The organism is Pseudomonas sp. B35(2017), assembly GCF_002113645.1.
GTDB lineage: Bacteria > Pseudomonadota > Gammaproteobacteria > Pseudomonadales > Pseudomonadaceae > Aquipseudomonas > Aquipseudomonas ekonensis.
The window spans coordinates 1-24,131 of sequence record NZ_NEIZ01000008.1 but is presented as its reverse complement, the minus strand read 5'-3'; the positions used below and the strand labels follow the sequence as shown (position 1 = coordinate 24,131).

The following is a 24,131-nucleotide window of genomic DNA, read 5'->3' as shown; positions in this document are numbered from 1 at the left end:
GGCAGGCTCGAACGACAGGCGCAAAAAACGGGGCGGGAGGTTGCCCTCACGCCCCGCTCATTCGTTGAGACAGGCCTGTCACTCGGATCGTCCGCGCGCCGCCAGTTCCTTGAGCTTGACCTCCGCCAACGGATGCCCGGCCTTGGCGGCGATCCCCCACCAGCGCTCGGCCTCCGCCGGATCCGGCGCCTTGGACGGCGTGCCGGCCAGGCTGATGGCCCCGACCTGGTAGGCCGCCTTGCCGTCACCGGCCAATGCGGCCAGGCGCAGCAACCGCACGCCCTCTTCACGCGCCCCCAGCCCCACGCCGCGAAACGTCAGGATGTGCCCGTAGAAGCTCTGCGCGCCGACATCGCCCAGATTCGCCATCCGGGCGAACTGCCCTTCGAGCCAATGCCAGCCTCGGGGCTGGCGGACGAACCATGACCAGTGGAACAACCTGCGCGCCAGCCAGTAACCGGCGTGCGCCTTGAACTTGAGAAACACTCAGGCCTCCGCCGATTCGGGGTATTCGTACTCGAACACCCGCACCACTTCGGAGGCGTGCCAGGAAGCGGCGGCAACGCCGTCGGACGGCCCGGAGAAACGCCCCAGCCGCTCGACGCATTCAAAGAAACCGGTGCGCGGCAGGCGGCTGGCGCCCTGGCTGATCACCAGCGAACTGCGCAACGGTTGTTCGGCCTTGGCGTCCAGGGCGGCGAGGTGCTCCAGTGCCGCAGTCAGCGTCTGCATCGCCGGCGTGGGCAGTTGCAGTCGTTCGAGCAAGGCCCGATAGGTCAAAAGGTGGCGCTGCCTGCGCGCCTGATCCAGCTCCCCCAGCAATCCGTCCCAATGTTGACGGCTGATGCGTACGCTCACGATTGTTCCCTCCACCCTGGCACCGTCAGTTCCCAGGCCAGGCTGCGGCGAATCGCGGCGTCGGGCTGACGCTCGCCGTTTTCGATCATGGCCAGGTAAGACGGGCTGATGCCTACCGTGCGGGCGAGCGCCTCGATGGCGATGCCCTTCCCTTCGCGCAAACTGCGTAATTGGTCCAGACCTGGAAGAATCGGGTCCGGGGTGGCCGCGACCGGCGCCGGTGCCGGCCGCGACGGTGTTTCGTTGATGCCTGCTGCTTTCAGTAGAGCCTGATACTGAGCCCATGGCAGAACCGCATACTCGGGCTCGCCTTCGCGTGTAATGATCTGAATATCCATGACTACCCCGTAGGACTACACCACTTAGCGAGTCAGCACTTTTCCCTTGAAGTGTAATCCTAACAGCGGCCAAGGTCGTGGGGGGCATCTATCTGAATGAGCGACCGTCGCCGATCATTTTTTTTTCGGGCCTTGAAGCTGAAGCTGCTCGGGGGTATCGGGCAGGCGCTCGACCACACGAAGCTTCTCCGGAGCCTGTTGGTTGCGCCACCGGCGGAACGCATCGAGTTCGTCACCGAGGGTCTTCATCAGCCAGGCGAGCACAGCGATGTCATCCAGCATGCCGAACACCGGAATGAAGTCAGGGATGGCGTCGACAGGACTGAGGAAGTACATCAGCCCGGCCACCACCGATACGATCGCCTTGGGACTGATCGCCCGGTATTCGCCGCGCCACCACGCCAGGCACAACGCCTGAAGCAGGCGCAGGTCATCCTTGAGCTTGCCCAGCCGGTCGCCTTGGGCGGCACCCTTGCTGGCCACGGCGAACAGCAACGTCGGCAAACGCCCGCGGGCGAGCAGGCGTCCGGCCAGGGGCAGGAATCGGGCGAAGTTCCACGGCGTTTTCATCTGATTTTTCCCGTTGAAATGTTATCCACACAAATTGTGGATAACCTTGTGAACAGAGCTGCATTTCGACGCTGAGAGCCCCGTTTCACAAGGGCTGCGCTCAGATCGGGCGTTTTTTACTCACCTAAAAAACCCCAATATTTCATTGACTTGGCGAGCCAGGACAGTTACCGCCGGTGGCTCAATGTCTGGGACTGCCGGCACCGGCAGGGGTTCGTTCTGTTTACGCTTGCCGCCGTCCAGATGCAACAACGCCCCGCATGAGCGAGGCGTTGTGGGCGAAACCGACGCTGCTTACTTGGCAGCGGCGTCTTCTTTGGCCGGATCCTTGATGGCCAGCAGTTCCAGGTCGAACACCAGCACCGAGTTGGCCGGGATCGCCGGGCTCGGGCTCTGCGCGCCGTAGGCCAGGTCGCTCGGGATGTACAGCTTGTACTTCTCGCCGACGTGCATCAGTTGCAGGCCTTCGACCCAACCCGGGATCACGCCGCTGACCGGCAGGTCGATCGGGCTGCCGCGCTCCACGGAGCTGTCGAACACGGTGCCGTTGGTCAGCTTGCCGGTGTAGTGAACGGTCACCACGTCGGTCGGCTTAGGCTGCGGGCCGTCGGCCTTCTTGACCACTTCGTACTGCAGACCGGATGCGGTGGTGACCACGCCGGCCTTCTTGCCGTTCTCTTCGAGGAATTTCTTGCCGGCGGCCGCCGACTCTTCGCTCATCTTGGCCATGCGCTCTTCGGCACGCTTCTGCAGCGCCGCGAAGGCTTCGACCAGTTCTTCGTCTTTCAGCTTCTGTTCTTTCTTGCCGACGGCGTCTTCGATGCCTTGGGCCACCGCTTTGGAGTCCAGGTCATCCATGCCTTCCTGGGCAAGGCTCTTGCCCATGTTCAGGCCGATGCCGTAGGAAGCTTTTTGCGCCGGGGTTTTCAGCTCCACGCTGGTCTGCGAATCGCAACCTGCGAGTACCAGGCTAACCAGGGCAACCGCCGCCGCCAACCGATGCTGTTTCATGCTATTTCCTTGTTCATGCGCCGAATGGGCAATCGAGTAAAGCCGCGAGCTTATCAGGCCGCCACGACCAATGGCTACCGGCATGAGAGCAGGAAACCTGCGATAAGTTCAGGGATTAAAACGCATTTGATCCAGAGCGGGATGAAGCTTCTGTCATCTTGGCCTGACGATCACTGCCGACGCTTCTCACAATGCTTGTCGTAATGGCCACTTGCCCCACCCTGCCCGGCTCAGGCATAACAACGCAACAATTCGACAAGGATGTACATCTTGCGCCTCTTTTACCGACTGTTGATCCTGATCGCCGTGCTGGCAGCCCTTGCCCTCGCGTTAGTGCTGTACTACGTCGCCAACCCGAAACTGCCCTTCTACACCCCCGTGCAGCAAGTGCATTACCTGAAGCAGTGGACGGAGGAAGAACGCCAGGCCTATTACTTCACGCCCCAAGGCACGCAAGTCAAAGGCCTGCGCTACACGTGGTTCCAGGCGCTGGAACTGCCGTTCTCCCAGCAGCGCTTCGCGTCACCGGAATACCTGGCGCGTTTCGGTTTCCTGGTGGATCCCCAGCAGAAGGCCACGCCGCAGAACCCCGGCAACCTGCCCGTGGGCTTTGCCCGGCACCAGAACCCCGGCAGTTCCGAGCAATACCTCGACATCACCTGCTCCGCCTGCCACACCGGCGAGCTGCGCTTCAACGGCCAGGCCGTGCGCATCGACGGCGGATCCGCCCAACACGTGCTGCCTTCCAGCGTTCCTACATTGCGTGGCGGCAGTTTCGGACAGGCGCTGGTGGCAAGTCTGGCGTCCACCTATTACAACCCGTGGAAATTCGAACGCTTCGCCCGCACCGTGCTGGGCGACGACTACGACAGCCGCCACGGGCAGCTGAGAAAGGATTTCAAGCAATCGCTGGACACCTTCCTCAGCGTCGCCTGGAACGACACCCACCGCGGCCTCTACCCCACCGAAGAAGGCCCGGGCCGTACCGATGCGTTCGGCCGGATCGCCAACGCCACCTTCGGCGATGCCATCACGCCCGACAACTACCGCGTGGCCGACGCTCCCGTCGATTACCCGCAACTGTGGGACATGTGGACGTTCGACTGGGTGCAGTGGAACGGCTCGGCGCAGCAGCCGATGGCACGCAACGTCGGTGAGGCGCTGGGCGTCGGCGCCACGCTGAACTTCTTCGATGCCGACGGCCAGCCGCTGCAAGGCGACGCGCGCTACCCCTCCAGCGTCCGCGTGCGCGACCTGCACACGATCGAACAGACGCTGCAGAAGCTGCAGCCGCCGACCTGGCCCGAAGATCTGCTGGGTGCCGTCGACAAGCCGCTGGCCGCCAAGGGCCGGGCCCTGTTCGCCGAAAACTGCGCAGGCTGCCACGTGCCGCGCCAGACCCAGGAAGGCGGACGCTGGGTGCAGCACCTGCCCATGCTGCCGGTGGAGGTCATCGGCACCGATCCCGGCGCCGCCACCAACATCGCCAACCACCGCTTCGATCTGACCGCCCTGCAATGGGATCCGGCGGAACTGGCCAAGATGGACGTAAAACTGCACCCCGATCCCACCGAGCCGCTGGACTTGAGCCGGCTGTCGGTGGCCAAGGGGTTGGCCTACGTGACGGCCTTCGTGGAAAACCGTGCCTATCGCGAGGCCGGCGTCACCCCGGCCGAAAAACCGCAACTCGACGGTTTCGGCCTGCCTATCGGCGTACGCGAGAAAGTCGCCTACAAGGCCCGCCCGCTGGCCGGCGTCTGGGCCACGCCGCCGTTCCTGCACAACGGCTCGGTGCCCAGCCTCTTTCAACTGCTGTCGCCGCAGGACGAACGCGCCACCACCTTCTACAAAGGCACGTTCGAGTACGACCCGCGGCATCTGGGCTACCGCACCGAGGCCTTTACCAACGGCTTCCTGTTCGACACCCGAATCACCGGCAACCACAACAGCGGCCACGAATTCCGCGCCGGCGAACGGGGCAACGGCGTGATCGGCCGGCTGCTCCAGCCCGAGGAACGCTGGGCCCTGCTGGAATACCTGAAAGTGCTGGGCGGCCCGCTGGAGGCGCAACTGCCATGATCTTCAAGACCGACAAAAAACCGTCCGCGCTGGCGCGCCTCTGGCTGTGGCTGGGGCGGATCCTGGGCAAGACCCTGCTGCTCTTGCTGGCGCTCGGCCTGATTGGCTGGGCCTTGGCCACCGCCTGGTTCGCCTGGCAGCACCGTGGCCCGGTCTCGGCGCTGGAACAGATTCCGCCGGGTGAAGCGGCCATGACCCAGGACGTCATCCAGACCGCCGTGCGCATCGTCGATCAGCACCGGGAAAGCACCCGGTATCTGCGTGATGCCCACGCCAAGGCCCACGGCTGCGTGAAGGCGCAGGTGCAGGTGTTGCCGGATCTGGCCGAGAACCTGCGCCGCGGCGTATTCAGTGAGCCGGGCAAGGTCTGGCAGGCGACGGTGCGCCTGTCCAACGGCAACGCCTACCCGCAGTTCGACAGCATCCGCGACGCCCGGGGCATGGCGATCAAGCTGCACGATGTGCCGGGCAAGCAGTTGCTGGACGACCGCCGGGATCTGCATGAACAGGATTTCGTGATGTTCAGCCACCCGAACTTCTTTGTCAGCGATGTCGCCGAATACCGTCAGAACGTGGCGGCGCAGGCGGACGGCAAGCGGGTCATGGCGTTCTTTCCGGGCTGGGATCCGCGTAACTGGCAGGTCCGTCATTTGTTCATCGCCCTGGCGACGCTGTCTGCGCCGCCGGAAAGCCCGACGCGCACGACGTACTTTTCGGTGTCGCCGTACCGGTTCGGGGACACCAACGCCAAGTTCCGGGTAACGCCGGATCCGGACAACTGCCCCGCCTACACCTTGCCCAAGCAGAACCGGGACCTGCCGAACTTCCTGCGCAGCGCGTTGAACCAGCAGTTGTCGACGGATCGCGTGCCCGCCTGCTTCGCGCTGCAGATCCAGCGCCAGGACGCCCGGGCGTTCATGCCCATCGAGGACACCAGCATCGAATGGCGCGAGCAGGATGCACCGTTCGAGACCGTGGCGCGCATTACCCTGCCGCCCCAGGATTTCGACACCCCGGCGCAGAACCTGCAATGCGACAACCTGTCCTTCAACCCGTGGTTCGGCATCGAGGCCCATCGGCCGATCGGCGGGATCAACCGTTTGCGCAAGGCGGTGTATGAGGCGGTGAGCGACTACCGGCACAGCCGCAACGCCAGCCAATGAAACGCACTGTGGCGAGTTCCCTCGCCACAGTGGATGTGCAAAAAGGTAAATCGCAGACAGCAAAAAGCCCGCACTAGGCGGGCTTTCCGTGTGGTGACCTGGCGTTCAGTGTTCCAGGCTACCGAATATGGCGCAGCGGACGGGACTCGAACCCGCGACCCCCGGCGTGACAGGCCGGTATTCTAACCGACTGAACTACCGCTGCGCGAAACGCTTGAAACGAATGGTGGGTGATGACGGGATCGAACCGCCGACATTCTGCTTGTAAGGCAGACGCTCTCCCAGCTGAGCTAATCACCCTTGCTTCGTTACGGGGCGCATTATGCCACAAGTTTTCGTAAAGTGTTGATTTAATTGAAGTTTTTTTCAAAAAAACCTGAAAACCCGTGAAACGATGCAACCCGAGGAACAACGTACAAACTTGAGACAGAAAAAAACCCGCCTCAGCGGGTTTTCCGTGGTGACCTGGCGTTCAGTGTTCCAGGTTACCGAATATGGCGCAGCGGACGGGACTCGAACCCGCGACCCCCGGCGTGACAGGCCGGTATTCTAACCGACTGAACTACCGCTGCGCTAAACACTTGAAACGAATGGTGGGTGATGACGGGATCGAACCGCCGACATTCTGCTTGTAAGGCAGACGCTCTCCCAGCTGAGCTAATCACCCTTCGCTTCGGTGTGGCGCGCATTCTACGGAGCGACCCAACCTCTGGCAAGCACTTTTTCAATTAATTTTTTCAGGCCTTCCAAAGGCTTAGAGAAGGGTTGGCCTATGGCACGGCGAAGACAATAATGCCCTCCTTTGTATAAAGGAGAGATTCACCCCATGTGGTTCAAGAACCTGCTTATCTATCGCCTGACCCAAGACCTGCCTGTCGATGCCGAGGCGCTGGAAACCGCACTGGCCACCAAACTGGCGCGTCCATGTGCAAGCCAGGAGTTGACCACCTACGGTTTCGTCGCACCGTTCGGCAAGGGCGAGGATGCGCCGCTGGTGCACGTCAGCGGTGATTTCATGCTGGTCGCCGCCCGCAAGGAAGAACGCATCCTGCCGGGCAGCGTCGTGCGCGACGCAGTGAAGGAGAAGGTCGAAGAGATCGAAGCGGCGCAGATGCGCAAGGTCTATAAGAAGGAACGCGACCAGATCAAGGACGAGATCATCCAGGCGTTCCTGCCGCGCGCCTTCATCCGCCGCTCGTCGACCTTCGCCGCCATCGCGCCGAAGCAAGGCCTGATCCTGGTCAATTCCGCCAGCCCGAAACGCGCCGAAGACCTGCTGTCCACCCTGCGTGAAGTGCTGGGCACCCTGCCGGTCCGCCCGCTGACCGTGAAAACCGCACCGACCGCCGTGATGACCCAATGGGTCACCACCCAAGAGGCCGCCCCGGACTTCTTCGTCCTCGACGAATGCGAACTGCGCGACACCCACGAAGACGGCGGCATCGTGCGCTGCAAGCGTCAGGACCTGACCAGCGAAGAGATCCAGCTGCACCTGAGCACCGGCAAGGTGGTCACCCAACTGTCGCTGGCCTGGCAGGACAAGCTGTCGTTCATGCTCGACGACAAGATGACCGTCAAGCGCCTGAAGTTCGAAGACCTGCTGCAGGATCAGGCGGAACAGGACGGCGGCGACGAGGCCCTGGGCCAACTGGACGCCAGCTTCACCCTGATGATGCTGACCTTCGGCGACTTCCTGCCGGCGCTGGTCGAGGCGTTGGGCGGTGAAGAGACGCCGCAGGGCATCTGAGGCCGGACGATGTACAACCTGTAGGAGCGAGCCTGCTCGCGATCGGCGATCGACATTCAACGAAAGGGTTGACTGAACGTCCGCCATCGCGAGCAGGCTCGCTCCTGCAGTCGTTTTGTGGTGCACATAAACAATAAGGATCAGGCCATGCGCGCACTGGCAGCACTGAGTCGTTTCGTCGGCAACACCTTCGCCTACTGGGTACTGGCTTTCGCGGTGCTCGCCTTCCTGCAGCCGGCCTGGTTCCTGGGCCTCAAGGGCGCGATCGTGCCGCTGCTGGGCCTGGTGATGTTCGGCATGGGCCTGACCCTCAAGCTCGACGACTTCGCCGCCGTCGCCCGTCATCCGTGGCGGGTGGCGCTGGGCGTGGTGGCGCATTTCGTGATCATGCCAGGCATGGCGTGGCTGCTGTGCCAGGTGTTCCGCCTGCCGCCGGAAATCGCCGTCGGCGTGATCCTGGTGGGCTGCTGCCCGAGCGGCACGGCCTCCAACGTGATGACCTGGCTGGCCCGCGGCGACCTGGCGCTGTCGGTGGCCATCGCCGCCGTGACCACCCTCCTCGCCCCGCTGCTGACCCCGGCCCTGATCTGGCTGCTGGCGTCGGCCTGGCTGCCGGTGTCGTTCATGGAGCTGTTCTGGTCGATCCTGCAGGTGGTGCTGCTGCCGATTGTGCTGGGCGTGGTTGCCCAACGCCTGCTGGGCAACAAGGTCCGTCATGCGGTGGAGGTGCTGCCGCTGGTGTCGGTGGTGAGCATCGTGGTCATCGTGGCCGCGGTGGTGGCCGCCAGCCAGGCGAAGATCGCCGAATCCGGCCTGCTGATCATGGCGGTGGTGATGCTGCACAACAGCTTCGGTTACCTGCTGGGCTACTTCACCGGGCGCCTGTTCAACCTGCCGCTGGCCCAGCGCAAATCGCTGGCGCTGGAGGTCGGCATGCAGAACTCCGGCCTCGGCGCCGCCCTGGCCAGCGCGCACTTCTCGCCGCTGGCGGCGGTGCCGAGCGCGTTGTTCAGTGTGTGGCACAACATTTCCGGGGCGCTGCTGGCCACCTGGTTCCGGCGGATGGACGAGAAGGACGGGCGCGAGACACTCGTTCAGCAGCCCGACTGAGCGCGAACTTGATCCCCCCGTCGATGCTGGGCACTATAGCGCCCAACGCAGGGACGACCCTGCGGCTCGCACGAGTCATCATTCTGGGGACGACCCCGTCAATCGATGGAGGTCCCGCATGTCCTGGATCATTCTGTTTTTCGCCGGCCTGTTCGAGGTCGGCTGGGCCGTCGGCCTGAAGTACACCGACGGCTTCAGCCGCCCGCTCCCCACCGCCCTCACCGTCGCCGCCATGGCCATCAGCCTGGGCCTGCTCGGCCTTGCGATGAAGGAACTGCCGCTGGGCACGGCCTATGCGATCTGGACCGGGGTCGGCGCCGTGGGCACGGTGATCGCGGGCATCATCCTGTTCGGCGAGTCGATGGCCTTGGTGCGCCTGATCAGCGTTGCGCTGATCGTGGCCGGGCTGATCGGGCTCAAGGCCAGCGCTTAAAGCACTGGCCCCTTCCCGGCGCATGACGGGCGCGGGCGTCACTTCCTGACCGTCCCGCGCAACTCCCCGACCAACGCCTGCAACTGCGCCGGCTGCGCCGCCTCCACGGCCACCGGCGCCCCCGCCACCAGCGTCACCCGCGACCACAAACGGTGGAAGAACCCTTTGTCCGGATCCCGGCTGAAGAAACTCCCCCACAGCCCCTGCAACGCCATCGGGATCACCGGCACCGGCGTCTCTTCGAGAATCCGCGTCAGCCCGCCCTTGAACTCGTTGATTTCGCCGTCCGCCGTCAGCTTGCCTTCCGGGAAGATGCACACCAGCTCACCGTCCTTCAGATACCGGGCGATGCGGGTGAAGGCCTTTTCGTAGATCTGGATGTCTTCCTGGCGGCCGGCGATGGGAATCGCCCCCGCCGTGCGGAAGATGAAGTTCAGCACCGGCAGGTTGTAGATCTTGTAGTACATGACGAAGCGAATCGGCCGACGCACCGCGCCTCCGATCAGCAAGGCATCGACGAACGACACGTGGTTGCACACCAGCAGCGCCGCGCCTTCATCGGGGATCGCTTCAAGGTTGCGGTGCTCGACGCGGTACATGGAGTGGCTGAGCAGCCAGATCATGAAACGCATGCTGAACTCGGGCACGATCTTGAAGATGTAGGCGTTGACGCCGATGTTCAGCAGCGACACCGCCAGAAACAGCTGCGGGATCGACAGTTTCACCAGGCTCAGCAGGACGATGGACACGATGGCCGAAATCACCATGAACAGCGCATTGAGGATGTTGTTGGCGGCGATCACTCGCGCCCGCTCGTTCTCGGCGGTGCGCGACTGGATCAGTGCGTACAGCGGCACGATGTAGAAACCGCCGAAGATGCCGAGGCCGAGGATGTCGATCAGCACGGCCCAGGCGTGGCCGAAGCCGAGCACTTGGGTCCAGCTGTGCCCGCTCGCGCTGTCCGGGATCCCGCCGGAGTGCCACCACAGCAGCAGGCCGAACACGGTCAGCCCGAACGAGCCGAACGGCACCAGGCCGATCTCGACCTTGCGCCCGGAAAGCCGCTCGCACAGCATCGAACCGACGGCGATGCCGACCGAGAACACCGTGAGGATCAGGGTCACCACGGTTTCGTCGCCGTGCATCCACTCCTTGGCGTAGGCCGGGATCTGCGTCAGGTAGATCGCCCCGACGAACCAGAACCACGAGTTGCCGACGATGGAGCGCGACACCGCCGGCGTCTGGCCCAGCCCCAGCTTGAGGGTGGCCCAGGACTGGCTGAAGATGTTCCAGTTCAGGCGCAGCTGCGGGTCGGCGGCCGCCGCCCTGGGGATGCTGCGGCTGGCCAGATAGCCCAGCACGGCGATGCCGACGATCGCGGCCGACACCACCGGCGCATAGTGCGCCGACGACATCATGATCCCGGCGCCGATGGTGCCGGCCAGGATCGCCAGGAACGTGCCCATCTCCACCAGGCCGTTGCCGCCCACCAGCTCGTCCTCGTGCAGGGCCTGGGGCAGGATCGAGTACTTCACCGGCCCGAACAGCGCCGAGTGGGTGCCCATGGCAAACAGCGCCACCAGCATCAGCGACAGGTGATCGAACAGGAAGCCGACCGATCCCACAGCCATGATGGCGATTTCCGCGAGTTTGATCAGACGGATCAGCGAATCCTTGGCGAACTTCTCCCCGAACTGCCCGGCCAGCGCCGAAAACAGGAAAAACGGCAGGATGAACAGCAGCGCGCACAGGTTGACCCAGATCGAGCGGTCGCCTTCGATGGTGAGCCGATAGAGGATCGCCAGGATCAGCGATTGCTTGAACACGTTGTCGTTGAAGGCCCCCAACGACTGGGTGATGAAGAACGGCAGGAAGCGCCGGGTTCGCAGCAGGTTGAACTGTGAGGGGTGACTCATCTTCCGTGTGACCTGTTTTTTTGTAGGGAGTAGGTAGAGAACGGCCTGGATACGGTTATTGGAGTCTCGAACCGCGATCCAGGCCACACCTTACCTAAACTTTGCCGGTCATTTCTTCAAACCTGCAATGCAGGGCGACACGAACAGCTCGCCGCGCCAGGCGCCCTGCAGGGTGCGTTTGCCGACGATCAGCCACATCACCGCCAGCAGCGCCACCAGCAGGCAGCCCGCCACGCTGAAAAAGCCCAGGTGCAGCGTGCCGGCCAGTTTCAGGGTCGCCAGCGAGTACACACCCAGCGGGAAGGTGAAACCCCACCAGCCGAGGTTGAACGGGATGCCGTCGCGCAGGTAACGCACGGTGATCAGCAGCGCCATCAGCATCCACCACAGGCCGAAGCCCCATAGGGTGATGCCGGCCACCAAGCCCAGCCCCGAGGCGACCTCGCCGACGCCCGGCAGGCCGTTGGCGGCGAAGATCGCCGGCGCATCGCCGCCCAACAGCAGCATGCCCAAAGCGCCGGTGCCGATCGGACCGAGGGCGAGCCAGCTCGACGCCGCCATGCTTTCGTGGGGCAGTTTGTGCAAAGCCATGCGCAGCAGCAGGATGGTGAGGATGCTGAACGCCACCGGCAGGGAAAACGCCCACAGCACGTAGCTCGTCGCCAGCACCACCAGTTGCGCGTGGGCGTCGGCCAGATGCGGCGCGAGCAGGCCGCCGCTGGCCGCCGCCACTTCCGCCGCCACCACCGGCAGCAGCCAGACGGCGGTCATCTGATCGATACTGTGTTCCTGGCGGGTGAACATCATGTACGGGATCAGCACACCGCAGGCCAGCGACATCGCCACGTCCAGCCACCACAGCGCCTCGGCCAGGTGGATCACCCCCTCGCCCCAGCGCGGCAGGCCGAACGCCAGGAAACCGTTGATGATCGTCGCCAGCCCCATGGGAATCGTGCCGAAGAACATCGAAACCGTGGAGTGCCCGAAGATCCGCCGTGCCTCGTCGAAGAACAGCACCCAGCGCGCGGCGTAGGCAACGGTAAACAAGGTGAACAACAGGATGTTGAACAGCCACAGCCCTTCGGCCACGGCGTGCAGGCCGGGAACGGACACCGGCAGTTGCGCCAGCGCCAGGGCGAGCACGCCGGTGCCCATGGTGGCGGCGAACCAGTTCGGGGTGAACTGGCGGATCGCCTCACGCGGGTGCTGCAGGTGGCTGAAGGGTTTGATGCCGGGTTTGGCGGTGTTGGGGCAAGTCATCATGAACTCCTGTCCTCTGGTGAGGTTGGAACCATGATAGATCCGGATCGAATATCTATATAACGGGTAATTTCTCTATCTTTTATCTGTTATACAGATAAGCAATCAGACGCTGCCTTCCGTTTCGATCACCAGAATCCGCGCTTCGCCCTGAGGATGGGCGACATGCTCGGTGCCGACCGAGGCGTAGAAAATGTCGCCCGCCTCCAGCAGCACCTGCTGCTCCTGGCCCTGTTCGCGGTAGCGCATCTGCACGCGGCCATCGAGCACCACGAACACTTCCTCGCCATCGTTGACGTGCCATTTGTAGGGCTGATCCGTCCAGTGCAGGCGCGTGGTGATGCCGTTCATGCTGGCGATGTCCAGGGCGCCCCAGGCGCGTTCGGCGGTGAACGCCTTGCTGCGGATGATCTTCATGGGTCGTTCCGTGAGAGAAGTGGCCGGCCAAGGCTAACCGAATCCGCCGCGCTTATGGAACGCCGCACGCCTTCACCGCCTGGGGACGGAAGCTGACCAGCAGCGCGCCCACCGCCAGCACGATCAGCACCGCGCCGTAACCGTCGGTGGTGGCCAGCAGGCCCAGGCTGCGGGTGAAGTGCCCCGCCAACAGCGCCGGCAGGCAGAACGCCAAATAGCTGAGCACATAAAAGGACGACATCAGCCCGGCCCGCTCGTGGGGCAACGCCAGCGGCACCAGGCTGCGCACTGCGCCGAGGAAACCTGCGCCGAATCCGCAGCCGGCCACCAACGTACCGAAGAAGAACAGCGACAGGCTGGCGCTGTGCACCCCCAGCAGCATCAGCACCACACCGCTCGGCAACAGGCTGGCGCCCAGCTGCAGCGCCCGGCCTGCGGGCCGGTTGCGCAGGGTGAAGATCATCAGGGCGCCGGTCACGGTCAACGCGGCCACGGTTGCCCCGCCGATCAGGTTGGAGGTGGAACCGGTCGCCGTGCGCACCAGCGACGGGGCCAAGGAGGCGTAGAAGCCGCCCAGCGCCCAGGTGGCGGTGTTCAGCGGCAGCACCCGCCACAAGGTCGACCGGGCCTGGACCGGCACATGCAGGGTCGGCCGCAACGAAGCCCAGGCCCCGGCCTGCGGGGTGACGCTCTCAGGCAGGCGCCAGACGTACGCGGCCTGCAACACAAACAGCGCCAGCAGCAGCCAGTAGGTCAGCTGCAACGGCGCCGGGGCGAACTCCACCAGCACGCCGCAGCCCATGGCGCCTGCCGCCATGCCCAGCAACGGCGCCACGCTGTTGATCAGCGGCCCCTGCACGCGGTCGGTGTCCAGCAACGTGGCGCTCAACACCGCCGTGGCCATGCCCGTGGCGAAGCCTTGCAAGACCCGCGCACCGATCAGCCAGGCCACGCTGTCGGCATAGATGAACGCCAGCATCGCCAGGGCGTTGAGCACGGCGGCGGCGAAGATCACCGGTTTGCGCCCCAGGTGGTCCGACAGCGAGCCGACGGTCAGCAGCGCCGCCAGCAGGCTCAAGGCGTAAACGCCGAAGATCAGGGTCAGCACCGCCGCCGAGAAGTGCAGGTGATCCTGGTACAGGTGGTACAGCGGCGTCGGCGCCGTGGAAGCGGCGAGAAAACTGAGCAGGGTGATCGCCAGAAACCACAGGCTGGAACGGTTCGAAACAGGGCTGGTCATGGGCACGCTCCTTAAAAGCTAATTTTTTGCTTTTGCGGAGTGTGCGCCCGGTTTTCGCTTAAAGCAAATTCTTTGTGTTAAGGTCGCCGCCATGCCTATCAAAGAAAGCAGCCGCCCCGGCGGCCGAAGCGCCCGGGTGCAGGAATCGATCCACTGCGCCGTGCGCGCGCTCCTCCAGGAACAGGAGCGCTCCACCGTGACCGTCCCGCAGATCGCTGCGCGGGCCGGGGTCACGCCCTCCACCATCTACCGGCGCTGGGGCGACCTGGCGGCCCTGCTGGCCGACGTCGCCCTCGCCCGCCTGCGCCCCGAAAGCGATCCGCTGGACACCGGCAGCCTGCGCGGCGACCTCCGCGCGTGGGCCGAGCAGTATCTGGACGAGATGAGCTCCGAGCCGGGGCGCAACGTCATGCGCGACGTGCAGGCCAGCGCCACGCCGGGGTTCTGCATCGCGATCATCGCCGACCAGTTGCAGACCATCGTCGACCGCTATCCGGACGACTCGCCGCCCTCGGTGGATCACCTGATCAACCTGGTGGTGTCGCCGACGGTGTTCCGCATCCTGTTCGCGGCCCAGCCGCTGGAAGTGGAAGCACTGCACCGGCTGATCGACATCGCGCTGCGCCAGGACTGACACCGCAGAATCTGTGGGAGCCAGCCTGCCGGCGATGACGGCCTGCCTGACACATCGATGCCGGATGGGCCGCCGCCATCGCGAGCAGGCTCGCTCCCACATTGAAATGCGGCGCGCACGTGTCGATGCGCTCACCGCAGAACCGCCCGGTTCCCCGCCTGCGACACCCCGCCGCGCCACGACCTTGGTCGACACTGACTAACCGCGGCACTCGTGCCAGACTGTCTGACCGGGCACAGGTCCGGGCGTGTTCTGTCGGGAGTGCTCATGTCGTTGTCCACCGGGCTGATTGCCATCGTCGCCCTGGCCTATATGGCCATCATGTTCGCCATCGCGTTCTACGGCGACCGCCGCAGCGCGCCGCTGCCGCCGCGGATGCGGGCCTGGGTGTACAGCCTGTCGCTGGCGGTCTATTGCACCAGCTGGACGTTCTTCGGCGCGGTCGGCCAGGCCGCCGAACAGCTGTGGTCGTTCCTGCCGATCTACCTGGGGCCGATCCTGCTGTTGCTGGGCGCCCCGTGGGTGCTGCAAAAAATGGTGATGATCAGCAAACAGGAGAACATCACCTCCATCGCCGACTTCATCGCCGCCCGCTACGGCAAATCCCAATCCCTGGCGGTGGTCGTGGCGCTGATCTGTCTGGTCGGCGTCCTCCCCTACATCGCCCTGCAACTCAAAGGCATCGTGCTGGGCGTCAACCTGCTGATCGGCGCCGGTGCCGACGCCATGGGCACCCGCGCCCAGGACACCGCGCTGATCGTGTCGCTGGTGCTGGCGCTGTTCACCATCGTGTTCGGCACGCGCAACCTCGACGCCACCGAGCACCACCGCGGCATGGTGCTGGCGATCGCGTTCGAGTCGCTGGTCAAGCTGTTCGCGTTCCTGGCGGTGGGCGCGTTCGTCACGTTCGGCCTGTACGACGGCTTCGACGACCTGTTCAACCAGGCCATGCTCGCCCCGCGCCTGGAGGAATACTGGAAGGAAACCATCAACTGGCCGTCGATGGTGGTGCAGACCGGCGTGGCGATGATGGCGATCATCTGCCTGCCCCGGCAGTTCCACGTCACGGTGGTGGAGAACATCGACCCGCAGGACCTGCGCCTGGCCAAATGGGTGTTTCCCGCCTACCTCGCCCTGGCGGCGCTGTTTGTGGTGCCGATCGCCCTGGCCGGTCAGATGATGCTGCCGAACTCGGTCATTCCCGACTCGTTCGTCATCAGCCTTCCGCTGGCCGAGGCGCACCCGGCGCTGGCGCTGCTGGCGTTCATCGGCGGCGCGTCGGCGGCCACCGGCATGGTGATCGTCGCCAGCGTCGCGCTGTCGACCATGGTCTCCAACGACATGCTGCTGCCCTGGCTGCTGCGCCGCAATAACGCCGAGCGGCCGTTCGAAGTGTTCCGCCAATGGATGCTGTCGGTGCGGCGGGTCAGCATCGTGGCGATCCTGCTGCTGGCCTACGTCAGCTACCGCTTGCTCGGCTCCACCGCGAGCCTGGCCACCATCGGCCAGATCGCCTTCGCCGCCGTCACCCAACTGGCCCCGGCCATGCTCGGCGCGCTGTACTGGAAGCAGGCCAACCGCCGCGGCGTGTTCGCCGGCCTCGCCGCCGGCACATTCCTGTGGTTCTACACCTTGATCCTGCCCATCGCCGCCCGCAGCCTGGGCTGGTCGCTGGACAGCTTTCCGGGCCTTGCATGGCTGGCCAGCAACCCGCTGAACCTGCCGATCACCCCGCTCACCCAAGGCGTGGTGCTGTCGCTGGCGGGCAACTTCACCCTGTTCGCCTGGGTCTCGGTGCTGTCCCGCACGCGGGTGTCGGAACACTGGCAGGCCGGACGCTTCATCGGCCAGGAAATCAGCGCACGGCAGAGCGCCCGCTCGATGCTGGCGGTGCAGATCGACGACCTCTTGAAACTGGCGGCGCGGTTCGTCGGCGAAGAGCGGGCGCGGCAGAGCTTCATCCGTTTCGCCTATCGCCAGGGCAAGGGCTTCAACCCGAACCAGAACGCCGACGGCGAATGGATCGCCCACACCGAGCGCCTGCTGGCCGGTGTGCTGGGCGCCTCATCGACCCGGGCGGTGGTGAAGGCGGCCATCGAAGGCCGGGAGATGCAGTTGGAGGACGTCGTGCGTATCGCCGACGAAGCCTCTGAAGTCCTGCAGTTCAACCGTGCGCTGCTGCAAGGCGCCATCGAGAACATCACCCAGGGCATCAGCGTGGTCGACCAGTCCCTGAAACTGGTGGCCTGGAACCGTCGCTACCTTGAACTGTTCAACTACCCGGACGGGCTGATCAGCGTCGGCCGGCCGATCGCCGACATCATCCGCTACAACGCCGAGCGCGGCCTGTGCGGCCCAGGCGAGGCGGAAGTCCACGTCGCCCGGCGCCTGCACTGGATGCGCCAGGGCCGCGCCCACACCTCCGAGCGCCTGTTCCCCAACGGCCGGGTGATCGAACTGATCGGCAACCCGATGCCCGGTGGCGGGTTCGTGATGAGTTTCACCGACATCACCGCGTTCCGCGAAGCCGAACAGTCCCTGACCAAATCCAACGAATGGCTGGAGCAGCGGGTCAGCGAGCGCACCCAGGAGCTGTCGCAGCTCAACGTGGCGCTGACCGAAGCCAAGGGCACCGCCGAGGCGGCCAACCAGTCGAAAACCCGTTTCCTGGCCGCCGTCAGCCACGACCTGATGCAGCCGCTGAACGCCGCACGGCTGTTCTCCGCCGCCCTCTCCCACCAGGACGACGGCCTGAGCCCGGAGGCGCAGAAACTGGTGCAGCACCTGGACAGCTCCTTGCGCTCGGCCGAGGACCTGATCAGCGACCTGCTGGACATTTCCCGCCTGGAGAACGGCAAGATCAATCCGGACCGCAAGCCGTTTGCGGTCAACGAACTGTTCGACACCCTCGGCGCCGAGTTCAAGGCGCTGGCCCAGGAACAAGGCCTGAATTTCCGCGTGCGCGGCAGCCGCCTGCGCATCGACAGCGACAGCAAGCTGCTGCGGCGGATCCTGCAGAACTTCCTCACCAACGCTTTCCGCTACGCCAAGGGCCCGGTGCTGCTGGGCGTGCGCCGCCAGGCGGACGAAGTATGCCTGGAGGTGTGGGACCGCGGGCCGGGCATTCCGCTGGACAAGCAGCAAGTGATCTTCGAGGAATTCAAGCGCCTCGACAGCCACCAGACCCGCGCCGAAAAGGGCCTGGGCCTGGGCCTGGCGATCGCCGACGGCCTGTGCCGGGTGCTCGGCCACACGCTGCGCGTGCGCTCCTGGCCTGGACGCGGCAGCGTGTTCAGCGTCAGCGTGCCGCTGGCCCGCACGCAAGCGGCGCAACCGGGCGTCGTGCCCGAGCTCAACGGCAAGCCGCTCGGCGGCGCGCAGGTGCTGTGCATCGACAACGAGGACAGCATCCTGATCGGCATGAACAGCCTGCTGACCCGCTGGGGCTGCCAGGTGTGGACGGCGCGCAACCGCGATGAGTGCGCAGCGCTGCTGCGCGAGGGCATCCGCCCGCAATTGGCGTTGGTGGATTACCACTTGGATCACGGCGACACCGGCACCGACCTGATGGCGTGGCTGCGCACGAACCTGGGCGAACCGGTGCCCGGCGTGGTGATCAGCGCCGACGGCCATCCGGAGACGGTGGCGCAGGTGCATGCGGCGGGACTGGATTACCTGGCCAAACCGGTGAAGCCGGCGGCGCTGCGGGCGTTGTTGAGTCGGTACCTGCCGCTGTAGCGGTCAGCCGGGTTAGGTGGCGGCAGTACGGACGCCATCGCCAGCAGGCTGGCTCCCACAAGGGACCGCGGGTGGCCGCAGGGTTCCTGCACACCCCTAATCCCTGTGGGAGCTGGCTTGCCAGCGATGGCGGCGGCGAAGGCCTGTGGGCCTACTCCGGCAATTCGACCAGGCCGTCCGCGTCGGTCATGGCGCGTTCCAGCAGGTCCGCCGGCAGGCTCTTGCTTGCCCGGGCGCCGAGCAGCTTGAGCTGTTCGCTGCGGCTGACCAGGTTGCCCCGGCCCTCGGTCAGTTTGTTGCGCGCGGCGCTGTAGGCCTTGTCCAGTTGCTGCAGGCGGTTGCCGACCTCGTCCAGGTCCTGGATGAACAGCACGAACTTGTCGTACAGCCACCCGGCGCGCTCGGCGATTTCCCGGGCGTTCTGGCTCTGGCGCTCCTGCTTCCACAGGCTGTCGATCACCCGCAGGGTGGCCAGCAGCGTGGTCGGGCTGACGATCACGATGTTGCGGTCGAAGGCCTCCTGGAACAGCGTAGGCTCGGCCTGCAACGCAGCGGAGAACGCCGCTTCGATCGGCACGAACAGCAAAACGAAATCGAGGCTGTGCAGGCCCTCCAGACGCTTGTAGTCCTTGCCGGCCAGGCCTTTGACATGGCTGCGCAGGGACAGGACGTGCTGTTTCATGGCGGCCTGGCGCAGGCCCTCATCGTCGGCGGCGACGGACTGCTGATAGGCGGTCAGGCTGACCTTGGAGTCGACCACCACCTGCTTGTCGCCCGGCAGGTAGATGATCACGTCTGGCTGGAACCGTTCACCGTCGGGGCCCTTGAGGTTGACCTGGGTCTGGTACTCGCGGCCCTTCTCCAGCCCCGCGTGCTCCAGCACCCGCTCCAGGATCAGCTCGCCCCAGTTGCCCTGGGTCTTCTGGCCCTTGAGGGCGCGGGTCAGGTTGGTGGCTTCGTCGCTCAGGCGCAGGTTCAACTGCTGCAGCCGCTCCAGTTCCTTGGCCAGCGAGAAACGCTCGCGGGCCTCGGCCTGATAGCTTTCCTCGACGCGCTTCTCAAAGGACTGGATGCGCTCCTTCAAAGGATCGAGCAGCTGGCCCAGGCGCTGCTGGCTGGTTTCGGCGAAGCGCTGCTCGCGCTCATCGAAGATCTTGCCCGCCAGTTCGGCGAACTGCGCCCGCAGCTCGTCGCGGGAACCCTGCAGGTCATTGAGGCGTTGCTGGTGGCTGTCCTGCTGTTCGCGCAGCTCGGCGCCCAGCGAGGCGGCCTGGGCGTCCAGGCGGCGCAGCTCGGCGTCCTTGCCGGCGCGTTCGAGGTTCCAGGCATGGGCGGCGTCACGAGCGTCGTCGCGGTCGATCTGCAACAGTTCGACTTCCCGGCGCAGCGCGGCCAGTTCCACCTGCTTGGCGGTGTTGGCCTGGCCGAGGTCGACGATTTCGTCACGGCAGGCATCGAGCTGCGCGTTGAGGCCGTCCTGGGCCATCTGCGCCATCGCCAACCGTTCCTCGAGCAGCGCGATATCCGCCTGACCGATACTGGCCCGGCGCTGCAGCCGCCAGGCCAGCGCCAGCAGCGGCAGGCCTGCGCCCGCAAGGCCCAGCAGCAGGCTGGTCACGTCCATCGCCATCGTCATTCCCGCCGATCAGATAAAGCCTGAAGGTTAACCAAGGCGTCCGGTCTTGGACAGCTCAGTCTTCGAGCAAGCCAAGCTCGCGCTGCGCGCGGCGATCCCCGGCGCGGGCAGCCTGGCGCAACAGGTCCTGGCCGATGCGACGGTCCCGGGCATTGCCGCACTCGCGGCACATCAACTGGCCGAGCCGGCTCTGCGCGGCCACCACCCCTTCGCGCGCCGGCTGCTTGAGCAAGCGGCCGGCCAGGTGCTTGGCGTTGCGGCTGTCGCTCAGGCGCGGGCTGTCCAGCAGCCATTCGGCCACACGGACGGAAAATCGCTTGGGAGCGGTGACACGGGGAGATGGGGAAGGAACGGCGTCTGATACTGAGCGAAACTTCATAAAGCACTGTGGGACGAATCGGAAGGCGCGCCACTCTACTCTTTTTTTCGCACAGGTAAAGCCGAAAAAATCCCGGCACGCCCGTGCTAGAGCAAGCGCTAGGGACAATCCACAGAAGCTGTGGATAACTCAGTGGACAACCGCCCTCCAACCCCCGCAAAGCCTTGTGGAACGGGGCTCGCAGTCAAACTGACGATTTTTTCACCAGCAAAAAAAAGCGATGTTTTTCATTGACTTAAACTTTCGACGCAGGCAGCCACCGGGGTCAGGATCGTTGTGACAGCGCGGTGACAGTCTGCGCAACTAATGTGCACAAGTACCGGTTGGGCGGTTATATGGATGCGCCGTTTCGGGTCGTTTCGGCAGTCGGGCCTTCGCGACCGCTCTGGCCCGCTCGTTCGCGCGACGCCTTTGCGCGACCGCCGGTCGGAAGGCGGGCGATTTCGGGGCGAGCCTTTCCGGAATGGGCGCTGGCTGACCTGCGCAAGGACTTTTTTGTGTCTTTCGGTTTGCATTGCGCGACCGGTTCGGTTAGCATCCGCGCCGTTAGTACCAAGCTGAAAGTCAATTCCGGTCGAACACATCCTCGCGGTCAGCCTTCTCCCAAAGAAGCCTCCACCGAAAAAACAGGATCGACCCCTCGATGGTTTCCAGGTAAATCCTGCGCCGGCACAGCCTCGAACGAAGGCCAAGCGTGTCGCGACACAGCGTTACTCTGACCGAACCAACCTGCAGATTGATCAGGATCTTCACCCTGGGCCATGGACCTCTGCCCTTGCTGTGTTGCCTGTCCTCCTAAGTACCTACCTGCCAGCCCGAGCGCGCCAAACCTTATAGCGCTTCAAACTGGCTGCCTTGTTCCAGCCGGGTTCTTCGTTCGACCGATGGCGGTCGTCGTTACTGGAACGTTTTAACGTTGCACGGATCTGATCCGTGTCATATGCAGGAACACCCATAACATGTCTCATATCCAGACTCAGGATGCCATTCGCACCCTCACCAACGCTTTTGCACCGATGAACTGCCTGATCCTGGCCGCCCGCAAAGGCTGCTTCAGTTTCACCCTGGTCAACGAACACGGGATCGCCCGCCACAGCGAGCGTCTGTACCCCGATCAATACTCCAGCGCCGAACCGCTGCAGGCCGTGATCGACCGCACCCGCCAGGCACTGACCGCCTGAACGGCCGCAACTCCGCAACGCCGCAAAAGCCAAGGCCCCGCCGATAACGCGGGGCTTTTTATTGCCCGATGTTTCCCGATGGGGCCGAACCGGTTAAGTCCGATCCGGCATAACGGTTATAACGGCCGTTCGGAAATATTGTAAAAACAGGCCTTTACGCCCTGAATATGACACTACACTTCAACTCAAGCGGCATGAACCGCTTCCGGCGGGCCTGATTCGTTCCACAGCTGCCAAGCACCCGGTCAGGCCCGCCGCCACTCCAACGATCCGAGGGCTTTATGGGTATCGCCGCAAGCGAACTGTGCCGTTTCGTGATCCGTCCCACGCTGATCTACCTGGGACGCCACTGCGCCACCGCCGAATCCCTGCTGCTGGGCATCGCCGCCAGCCAGTCCGCCCTCGGCTCCGCCCTGCATGACCGCCGGGGCCACGGGCTCTACCGGATCGCCGAGCACCGTCACCAGGCCCTCTGGGATCATTACCTGGCGCTGGATCCGGAACGCGCCAGCCTGGTGCGCGGCCTGGCCAGCCAGCATGCCTTCCTCAGCGGGCCGCACCTGGAACTGACCGTCAACCTGCGCTATGCCACCGCCATCGCCTGGCTGCTGGTGGAAGAACAGAACCCTACCCTCCCCGACCCGGACGACCTGCTGGGCATGGCGCGCATCTGGCGCCAGACCTTCCAGCCCCAGGGTCGCCTGCGGGATTTCACCTGCGCCTGGCAGGCCTGTGTTTCACCGCTGAATCAAGTCGCTTGCTGACCCGCCGGTTCCGGAAGATCGTCCATCACGACGCCAATCTGGTCGGATTGTCCTACAAAACCGCTCTAACTCAAGGTATACGGGCTCTGGCGCCCGGACGAAAATGTTGGTAATTTTCGCCCCGGTGATCACCAGGAGTTCTAATAATGAAAAAAGTCATGCTCAAAACCACCCTTAGCCTTGCCGTTTCCTTGGCATCCACCCAGCTTTTCGCAAGTGGCTTCGCCATCAACGAACACAGCATCAGCGGGATGGGGACTGGGTACGCCGGGCGATCTTCTTCTGCCGACGACGCAAGCACCGTTTACGGCAACCCTGCCGGCATGTCGCGCATCAAGCGCGAACAGGTCACCGGCGGCGTTGCGTTCCTCGACGCCTCGACCGACATCAGCCACGGCAGCTCCAGCCCGAACAGCGGGAGCAACAAAGGCGACATGGTGCCCTTCACCTCCGTACCTATGGGCTACTACGTCAAGCCGATCGACGAGCATTGGGCCTTCGGCCTCGGCATGTACGTGCCGTTCGGCCTGATCACCGACTACGAAAACGGCTTCGCCGGCCGCTACTTCGGCAGCAAGTCGGAAGTGAAGGTCATCACCCTGCAGCCGACCGTCAGCTACGCCTTCAACGACAAGGTGTCGATCGGTTTCGGCCCGACCATCAACCGCATCGACGGCTCGCTGGAATCCAACCTGTCGATCACCCAGGCTGCGCCGGACGGCAAGGTCAAGATCAAGGGCGACGACACCGCGCTGGGCTACAACATCGGCGTGCTGGTGCAGGCCACCGACAGCACCCGCGTCGGCCTGACCTACCACTCCAAGGTCGACTACAAGCTCGAAGGCGACACCAAGGTCAACTACGGCGTGCTGGGCGCAATCGGCCTGGGCGCCAGCCAGAAGTACGACGCTTCGCTGAAGATCACCACCCCTGAGTCCGCCGACCTCTCGGTCACCCAGGCGATCAACGATCAGTGGAACGTCTACGCCGGCACCACCTGGACCCGCTGGAGCCAGCTGGAGAAGATCACCGTCAAGAACTCCGGCGTGCAGCCGCTGCTGGCCGGCCAGTTCGGCGAAATCACCGAAGAGCAGAACTGGCACGACACCTGGGCCTACGCCATCGGTACTTCGTACCAACTGAACAAGGAATGGGTGCTGCGCACCGGCTTGACCTTCGACCAGTCGCCGACCAACAACGTCGACCGTTCGCCACGCATCCCGACCGGCGACCGGACCATCTTCAGCATCGGCGCCGGCTGGAGCCCGACCGACGACCTGACCATCGACGTCGCGTACTCCTACCTGAAGGAAGAGACCGTCAAGATCAACAACAGCAACGACCGTGGCCAGTCCTACAGCTCCAAGTACGACAACTCGGCCAACGGCTTCGGCATCGGCGCGACCTACCGCTTCTGATGGCCTGCGGCGAGGCTCACCCCTCGCCCACAAAAAAGCCCCGCTGTCCTGTGGACGCGGGGCTTTTTCATGCCTGCGATGTTTGGCCTGCTCGCGCTGGAGGCGGTGGATCCGGCCTCGATCCGCGACCGACCGCCATCGCCAGCAGGCTGGCTTGTATGCTGGTACTTGAAGGGAGGAGGAGGGACTAGGCTGGATTCTGACTGTTGACGCAGTACAGACCCGTGGGAGATTTCGCC

General features: G+C 64.4%; 21 protein-coding genes and 4 tRNA genes. 10 read left to right on the top strand and 15 right to left on the bottom strand.

Features of this window, described 5'->3' with window-relative positions; all coding sequences use genetic code 11:
• Nucleotides 1-78: 78 nt before the first annotated feature.
• The 5 genes from CAG41_RS15615 to CAG41_RS15595 form a co-directional block, all read right to left on the bottom strand.
• A complete protein-coding gene (locus CAG41_RS15615) occupies nt 79-486 on the bottom strand; it encodes a sel1 repeat family protein (RefSeq protein WP_085577691.1) in 408 nt (135 codons plus the stop codon).
• A complete protein-coding gene (locus tag CAG41_RS15610) occupies nt 487-858 on the bottom strand; it encodes a hypothetical protein (protein ID WP_003223109.1) in 372 nt (123 codons plus the stop codon).
• Complete coding sequence (locus CAG41_RS15605) at nt 855-1,196, bottom strand: helix-turn-helix domain-containing protein (protein ID WP_085577692.1); 342 nt, start codon at nt 1,194-1,196, stop codon at nt 855-857. The genes CAG41_RS15610 and CAG41_RS15605 overlap by 4 nt, the downstream gene beginning before the upstream one ends.
• A gap of 114 nt (nt 1,197-1,310) precedes the next feature.
• Nucleotides 1,311-1,766, bottom strand: a complete 456-nt coding sequence (locus CAG41_RS15600; protein ID WP_085694584.1) for a YkvA family protein — start codon at nt 1,764-1,766, stop codon at nt 1,311-1,313.
• 294 nt (nt 1,767-2,060) lie between these two features.
• Nucleotides 2,061-2,777, bottom strand: a complete 717-nt coding sequence (locus CAG41_RS15595; protein ID WP_085577694.1) for an FKBP-type peptidyl-prolyl cis-trans isomerase — start codon at nt 2,775-2,777, stop codon at nt 2,061-2,063.
• A gap of 270 nt (nt 2,778-3,047) precedes the next feature.
• On the opposite strand from CAG41_RS15595, the gene CAG41_RS15590 reads away from it, so the two are divergent.
• Nucleotides 3,048-4,856 (top strand): di-heme-cytochrome C peroxidase, encoded by a 1,809-nt coding sequence (locus tag CAG41_RS15590; protein ID WP_085577695.1) that lies wholly within the window; start codon nt 3,048-3,050, stop codon nt 4,854-4,856.
• Entirely contained in the window at nt 4,853-6,019 is a 1,167-nt protein-coding gene (locus CAG41_RS15585) for a catalase family protein (RefSeq protein ID WP_085707172.1), read from the top strand. Before CAG41_RS15590 ends, CAG41_RS15585 begins: the two co-directional genes overlap by 4 nt.
• A 128-nt stretch (nt 6,020-6,147) precedes the next feature.
• On the opposite strand, the gene CAG41_RS15580 is transcribed toward CAG41_RS15585, so the two are convergent.
• From CAG41_RS15580 to CAG41_RS15565, 4 genes are all read right to left on the bottom strand, one after another.
• Nucleotides 6,148-6,224: transfer RNA gene (locus CAG41_RS15580), tRNA-Asp, on the bottom strand.
• Between the two features lie 19 nt (nt 6,225-6,243).
• A tRNA-Val gene (locus CAG41_RS15575) sits at nt 6,244-6,319 on the bottom strand.
• A gap of 195 nt (nt 6,320-6,514) precedes the next feature.
• Nucleotides 6,515-6,591: transfer RNA gene (locus CAG41_RS15570), tRNA-Asp, on the bottom strand.
• 19 nt (nt 6,592-6,610) lie between these two features.
• Nucleotides 6,611-6,686: transfer RNA gene (locus CAG41_RS15565), tRNA-Val, on the bottom strand.
• Between the two features lie 159 nt (nt 6,687-6,845).
• On the opposite strand from CAG41_RS15565, the gene rdgC reads away from it, so the two are divergent.
• The 3 genes from rdgC to sugE all read left to right on the top strand — a co-directional run bounded on the left by rdgC (nt 6,846) and on the right by sugE (nt 9,309).
• Nucleotides 6,846-7,766: a recombination-associated protein RdgC gene (rdgC, locus tag CAG41_RS15560; RefSeq protein WP_085631205.1), complete on the top strand. Its 921-nt coding sequence runs from the start codon at nt 6,846-6,848 to the stop codon at nt 7,764-7,766.
• 147 nt (nt 7,767-7,913) lie between these two features.
• The gene (locus CAG41_RS15555) at nt 7,914-8,876 is read left to right on the top strand and encodes a bile acid:sodium symporter family protein (protein WP_085577698.1); all 963 of its coding nucleotides are present in this window, start codon (nt 7,914-7,916) and stop codon (nt 8,874-8,876) included.
• 118 nt (nt 8,877-8,994) lie between these two features.
• Nucleotides 8,995-9,309 carry a quaternary ammonium compound efflux SMR transporter SugE gene (gene sugE, locus CAG41_RS15550; RefSeq protein ID WP_085577699.1) on the top strand — a complete coding sequence of 105 codons (315 nt, stop codon included), beginning with the start codon at nt 8,995-8,997 and terminating at the stop codon, nt 9,307-9,309.
• Between the two features lie 38 nt (nt 9,310-9,347).
• Here the strand turns inward: sugE and CAG41_RS15545 are convergent, their stop codons facing one another.
• The 4 genes from CAG41_RS15545 to CAG41_RS15530 form a co-directional block, all read right to left on the bottom strand.
• Nucleotides 9,348-11,225 (bottom strand): MFS transporter, encoded by a 1,878-nt coding sequence (locus CAG41_RS15545; RefSeq protein WP_085577700.1) that lies wholly within the window; start codon nt 11,223-11,225, stop codon nt 9,348-9,350.
• A gap of 108 nt (nt 11,226-11,333) precedes the next feature.
• Complete coding sequence (locus CAG41_RS15540) at nt 11,334-12,485, bottom strand: TDT family transporter (protein WP_085577701.1); 1,152 nt, start codon at nt 12,483-12,485, stop codon at nt 11,334-11,336.
• Nucleotides 12,486-12,590: 105 nt separating this feature from the next.
• On the bottom strand, nt 12,591-12,902 hold the full coding sequence (locus tag CAG41_RS15535; protein WP_085577702.1) for a cupin domain-containing protein: 312 nt from the start codon (nt 12,900-12,902) through the stop codon (nt 12,591-12,593).
• A 52-nt stretch (nt 12,903-12,954) separates the two neighbouring features.
• A complete protein-coding gene (locus CAG41_RS15530; protein ID WP_085577703.1) occupies nt 12,955-14,142 on the bottom strand; it encodes an MFS transporter in 1,188 nt (395 codons plus the stop codon).
• A 91-nt stretch (nt 14,143-14,233) separates the two neighbouring features.
• Here CAG41_RS15530 and CAG41_RS15525 point away from each other — a divergent pair, with 91 nt between their 5' ends.
• Nucleotides 14,234-14,776: a TetR/AcrR family transcriptional regulator gene (locus CAG41_RS15525; protein ID WP_085577704.1), complete on the top strand. Its 543-nt coding sequence runs from the start codon at nt 14,234-14,236 to the stop codon at nt 14,774-14,776.
• 267 nt (nt 14,777-15,043) lie between these two features.
• Nucleotides 15,044-18,514 carry a hybrid sensor histidine kinase/response regulator gene (locus CAG41_RS15520; RefSeq protein WP_085577705.1) on the top strand — a complete coding sequence of 1,157 codons (3,471 nt, stop codon included), beginning with the start codon at nt 15,044-15,046 and terminating at the stop codon, nt 18,512-18,514.
• 151 nt (nt 18,515-18,665) lie between these two features.
• Here the strand turns inward: CAG41_RS15520 and rmuC are convergent, their stop codons facing one another.
• Together rmuC and CAG41_RS15510 are read right to left on the bottom strand one after the other, a co-directional pair.
• A complete protein-coding gene (gene rmuC / locus CAG41_RS15515) occupies nt 18,666-20,030 on the bottom strand; it encodes a DNA recombination protein RmuC (protein ID WP_170930046.1) in 1,365 nt (454 codons plus the stop codon).
• 175 nt (nt 20,031-20,205) lie between these two features.
• Nucleotides 20,206-20,529: a hypothetical protein gene (locus CAG41_RS15510; protein ID WP_085577707.1), complete on the bottom strand. Its 324-nt coding sequence runs from the start codon at nt 20,527-20,529 to the stop codon at nt 20,206-20,208.
• A 959-nt stretch (nt 20,530-21,488) separates the two neighbouring features.
• Here CAG41_RS15510 and CAG41_RS15500 point away from each other — a divergent pair.
• From CAG41_RS15500 to CAG41_RS15490, 3 genes are all read left to right on the top strand, one after another.
• On the top strand, nt 21,489-21,710 hold the full coding sequence (locus tag CAG41_RS15500) for a hypothetical protein (RefSeq protein WP_085577708.1): 222 nt from the start codon (nt 21,489-21,491) through the stop codon (nt 21,708-21,710).
• Nucleotides 21,711-21,991: 281 nt separating this feature from the next.
• Nucleotides 21,992-22,474 (top strand): hypothetical protein, encoded by a 483-nt coding sequence (locus CAG41_RS15495; protein WP_085577709.1) that lies wholly within the window; start codon nt 21,992-21,994, stop codon nt 22,472-22,474.
• Nucleotides 22,475-22,620: 146 nt separating this feature from the next.
• On the top strand, nt 22,621-23,892 hold the full coding sequence (locus CAG41_RS15490; protein ID WP_085577710.1) for an OmpP1/FadL family transporter: 1,272 nt from the start codon (nt 22,621-22,623) through the stop codon (nt 23,890-23,892).
• The last annotated feature ends 239 nt before the right edge of the window (nt 23,893-24,131 follow it).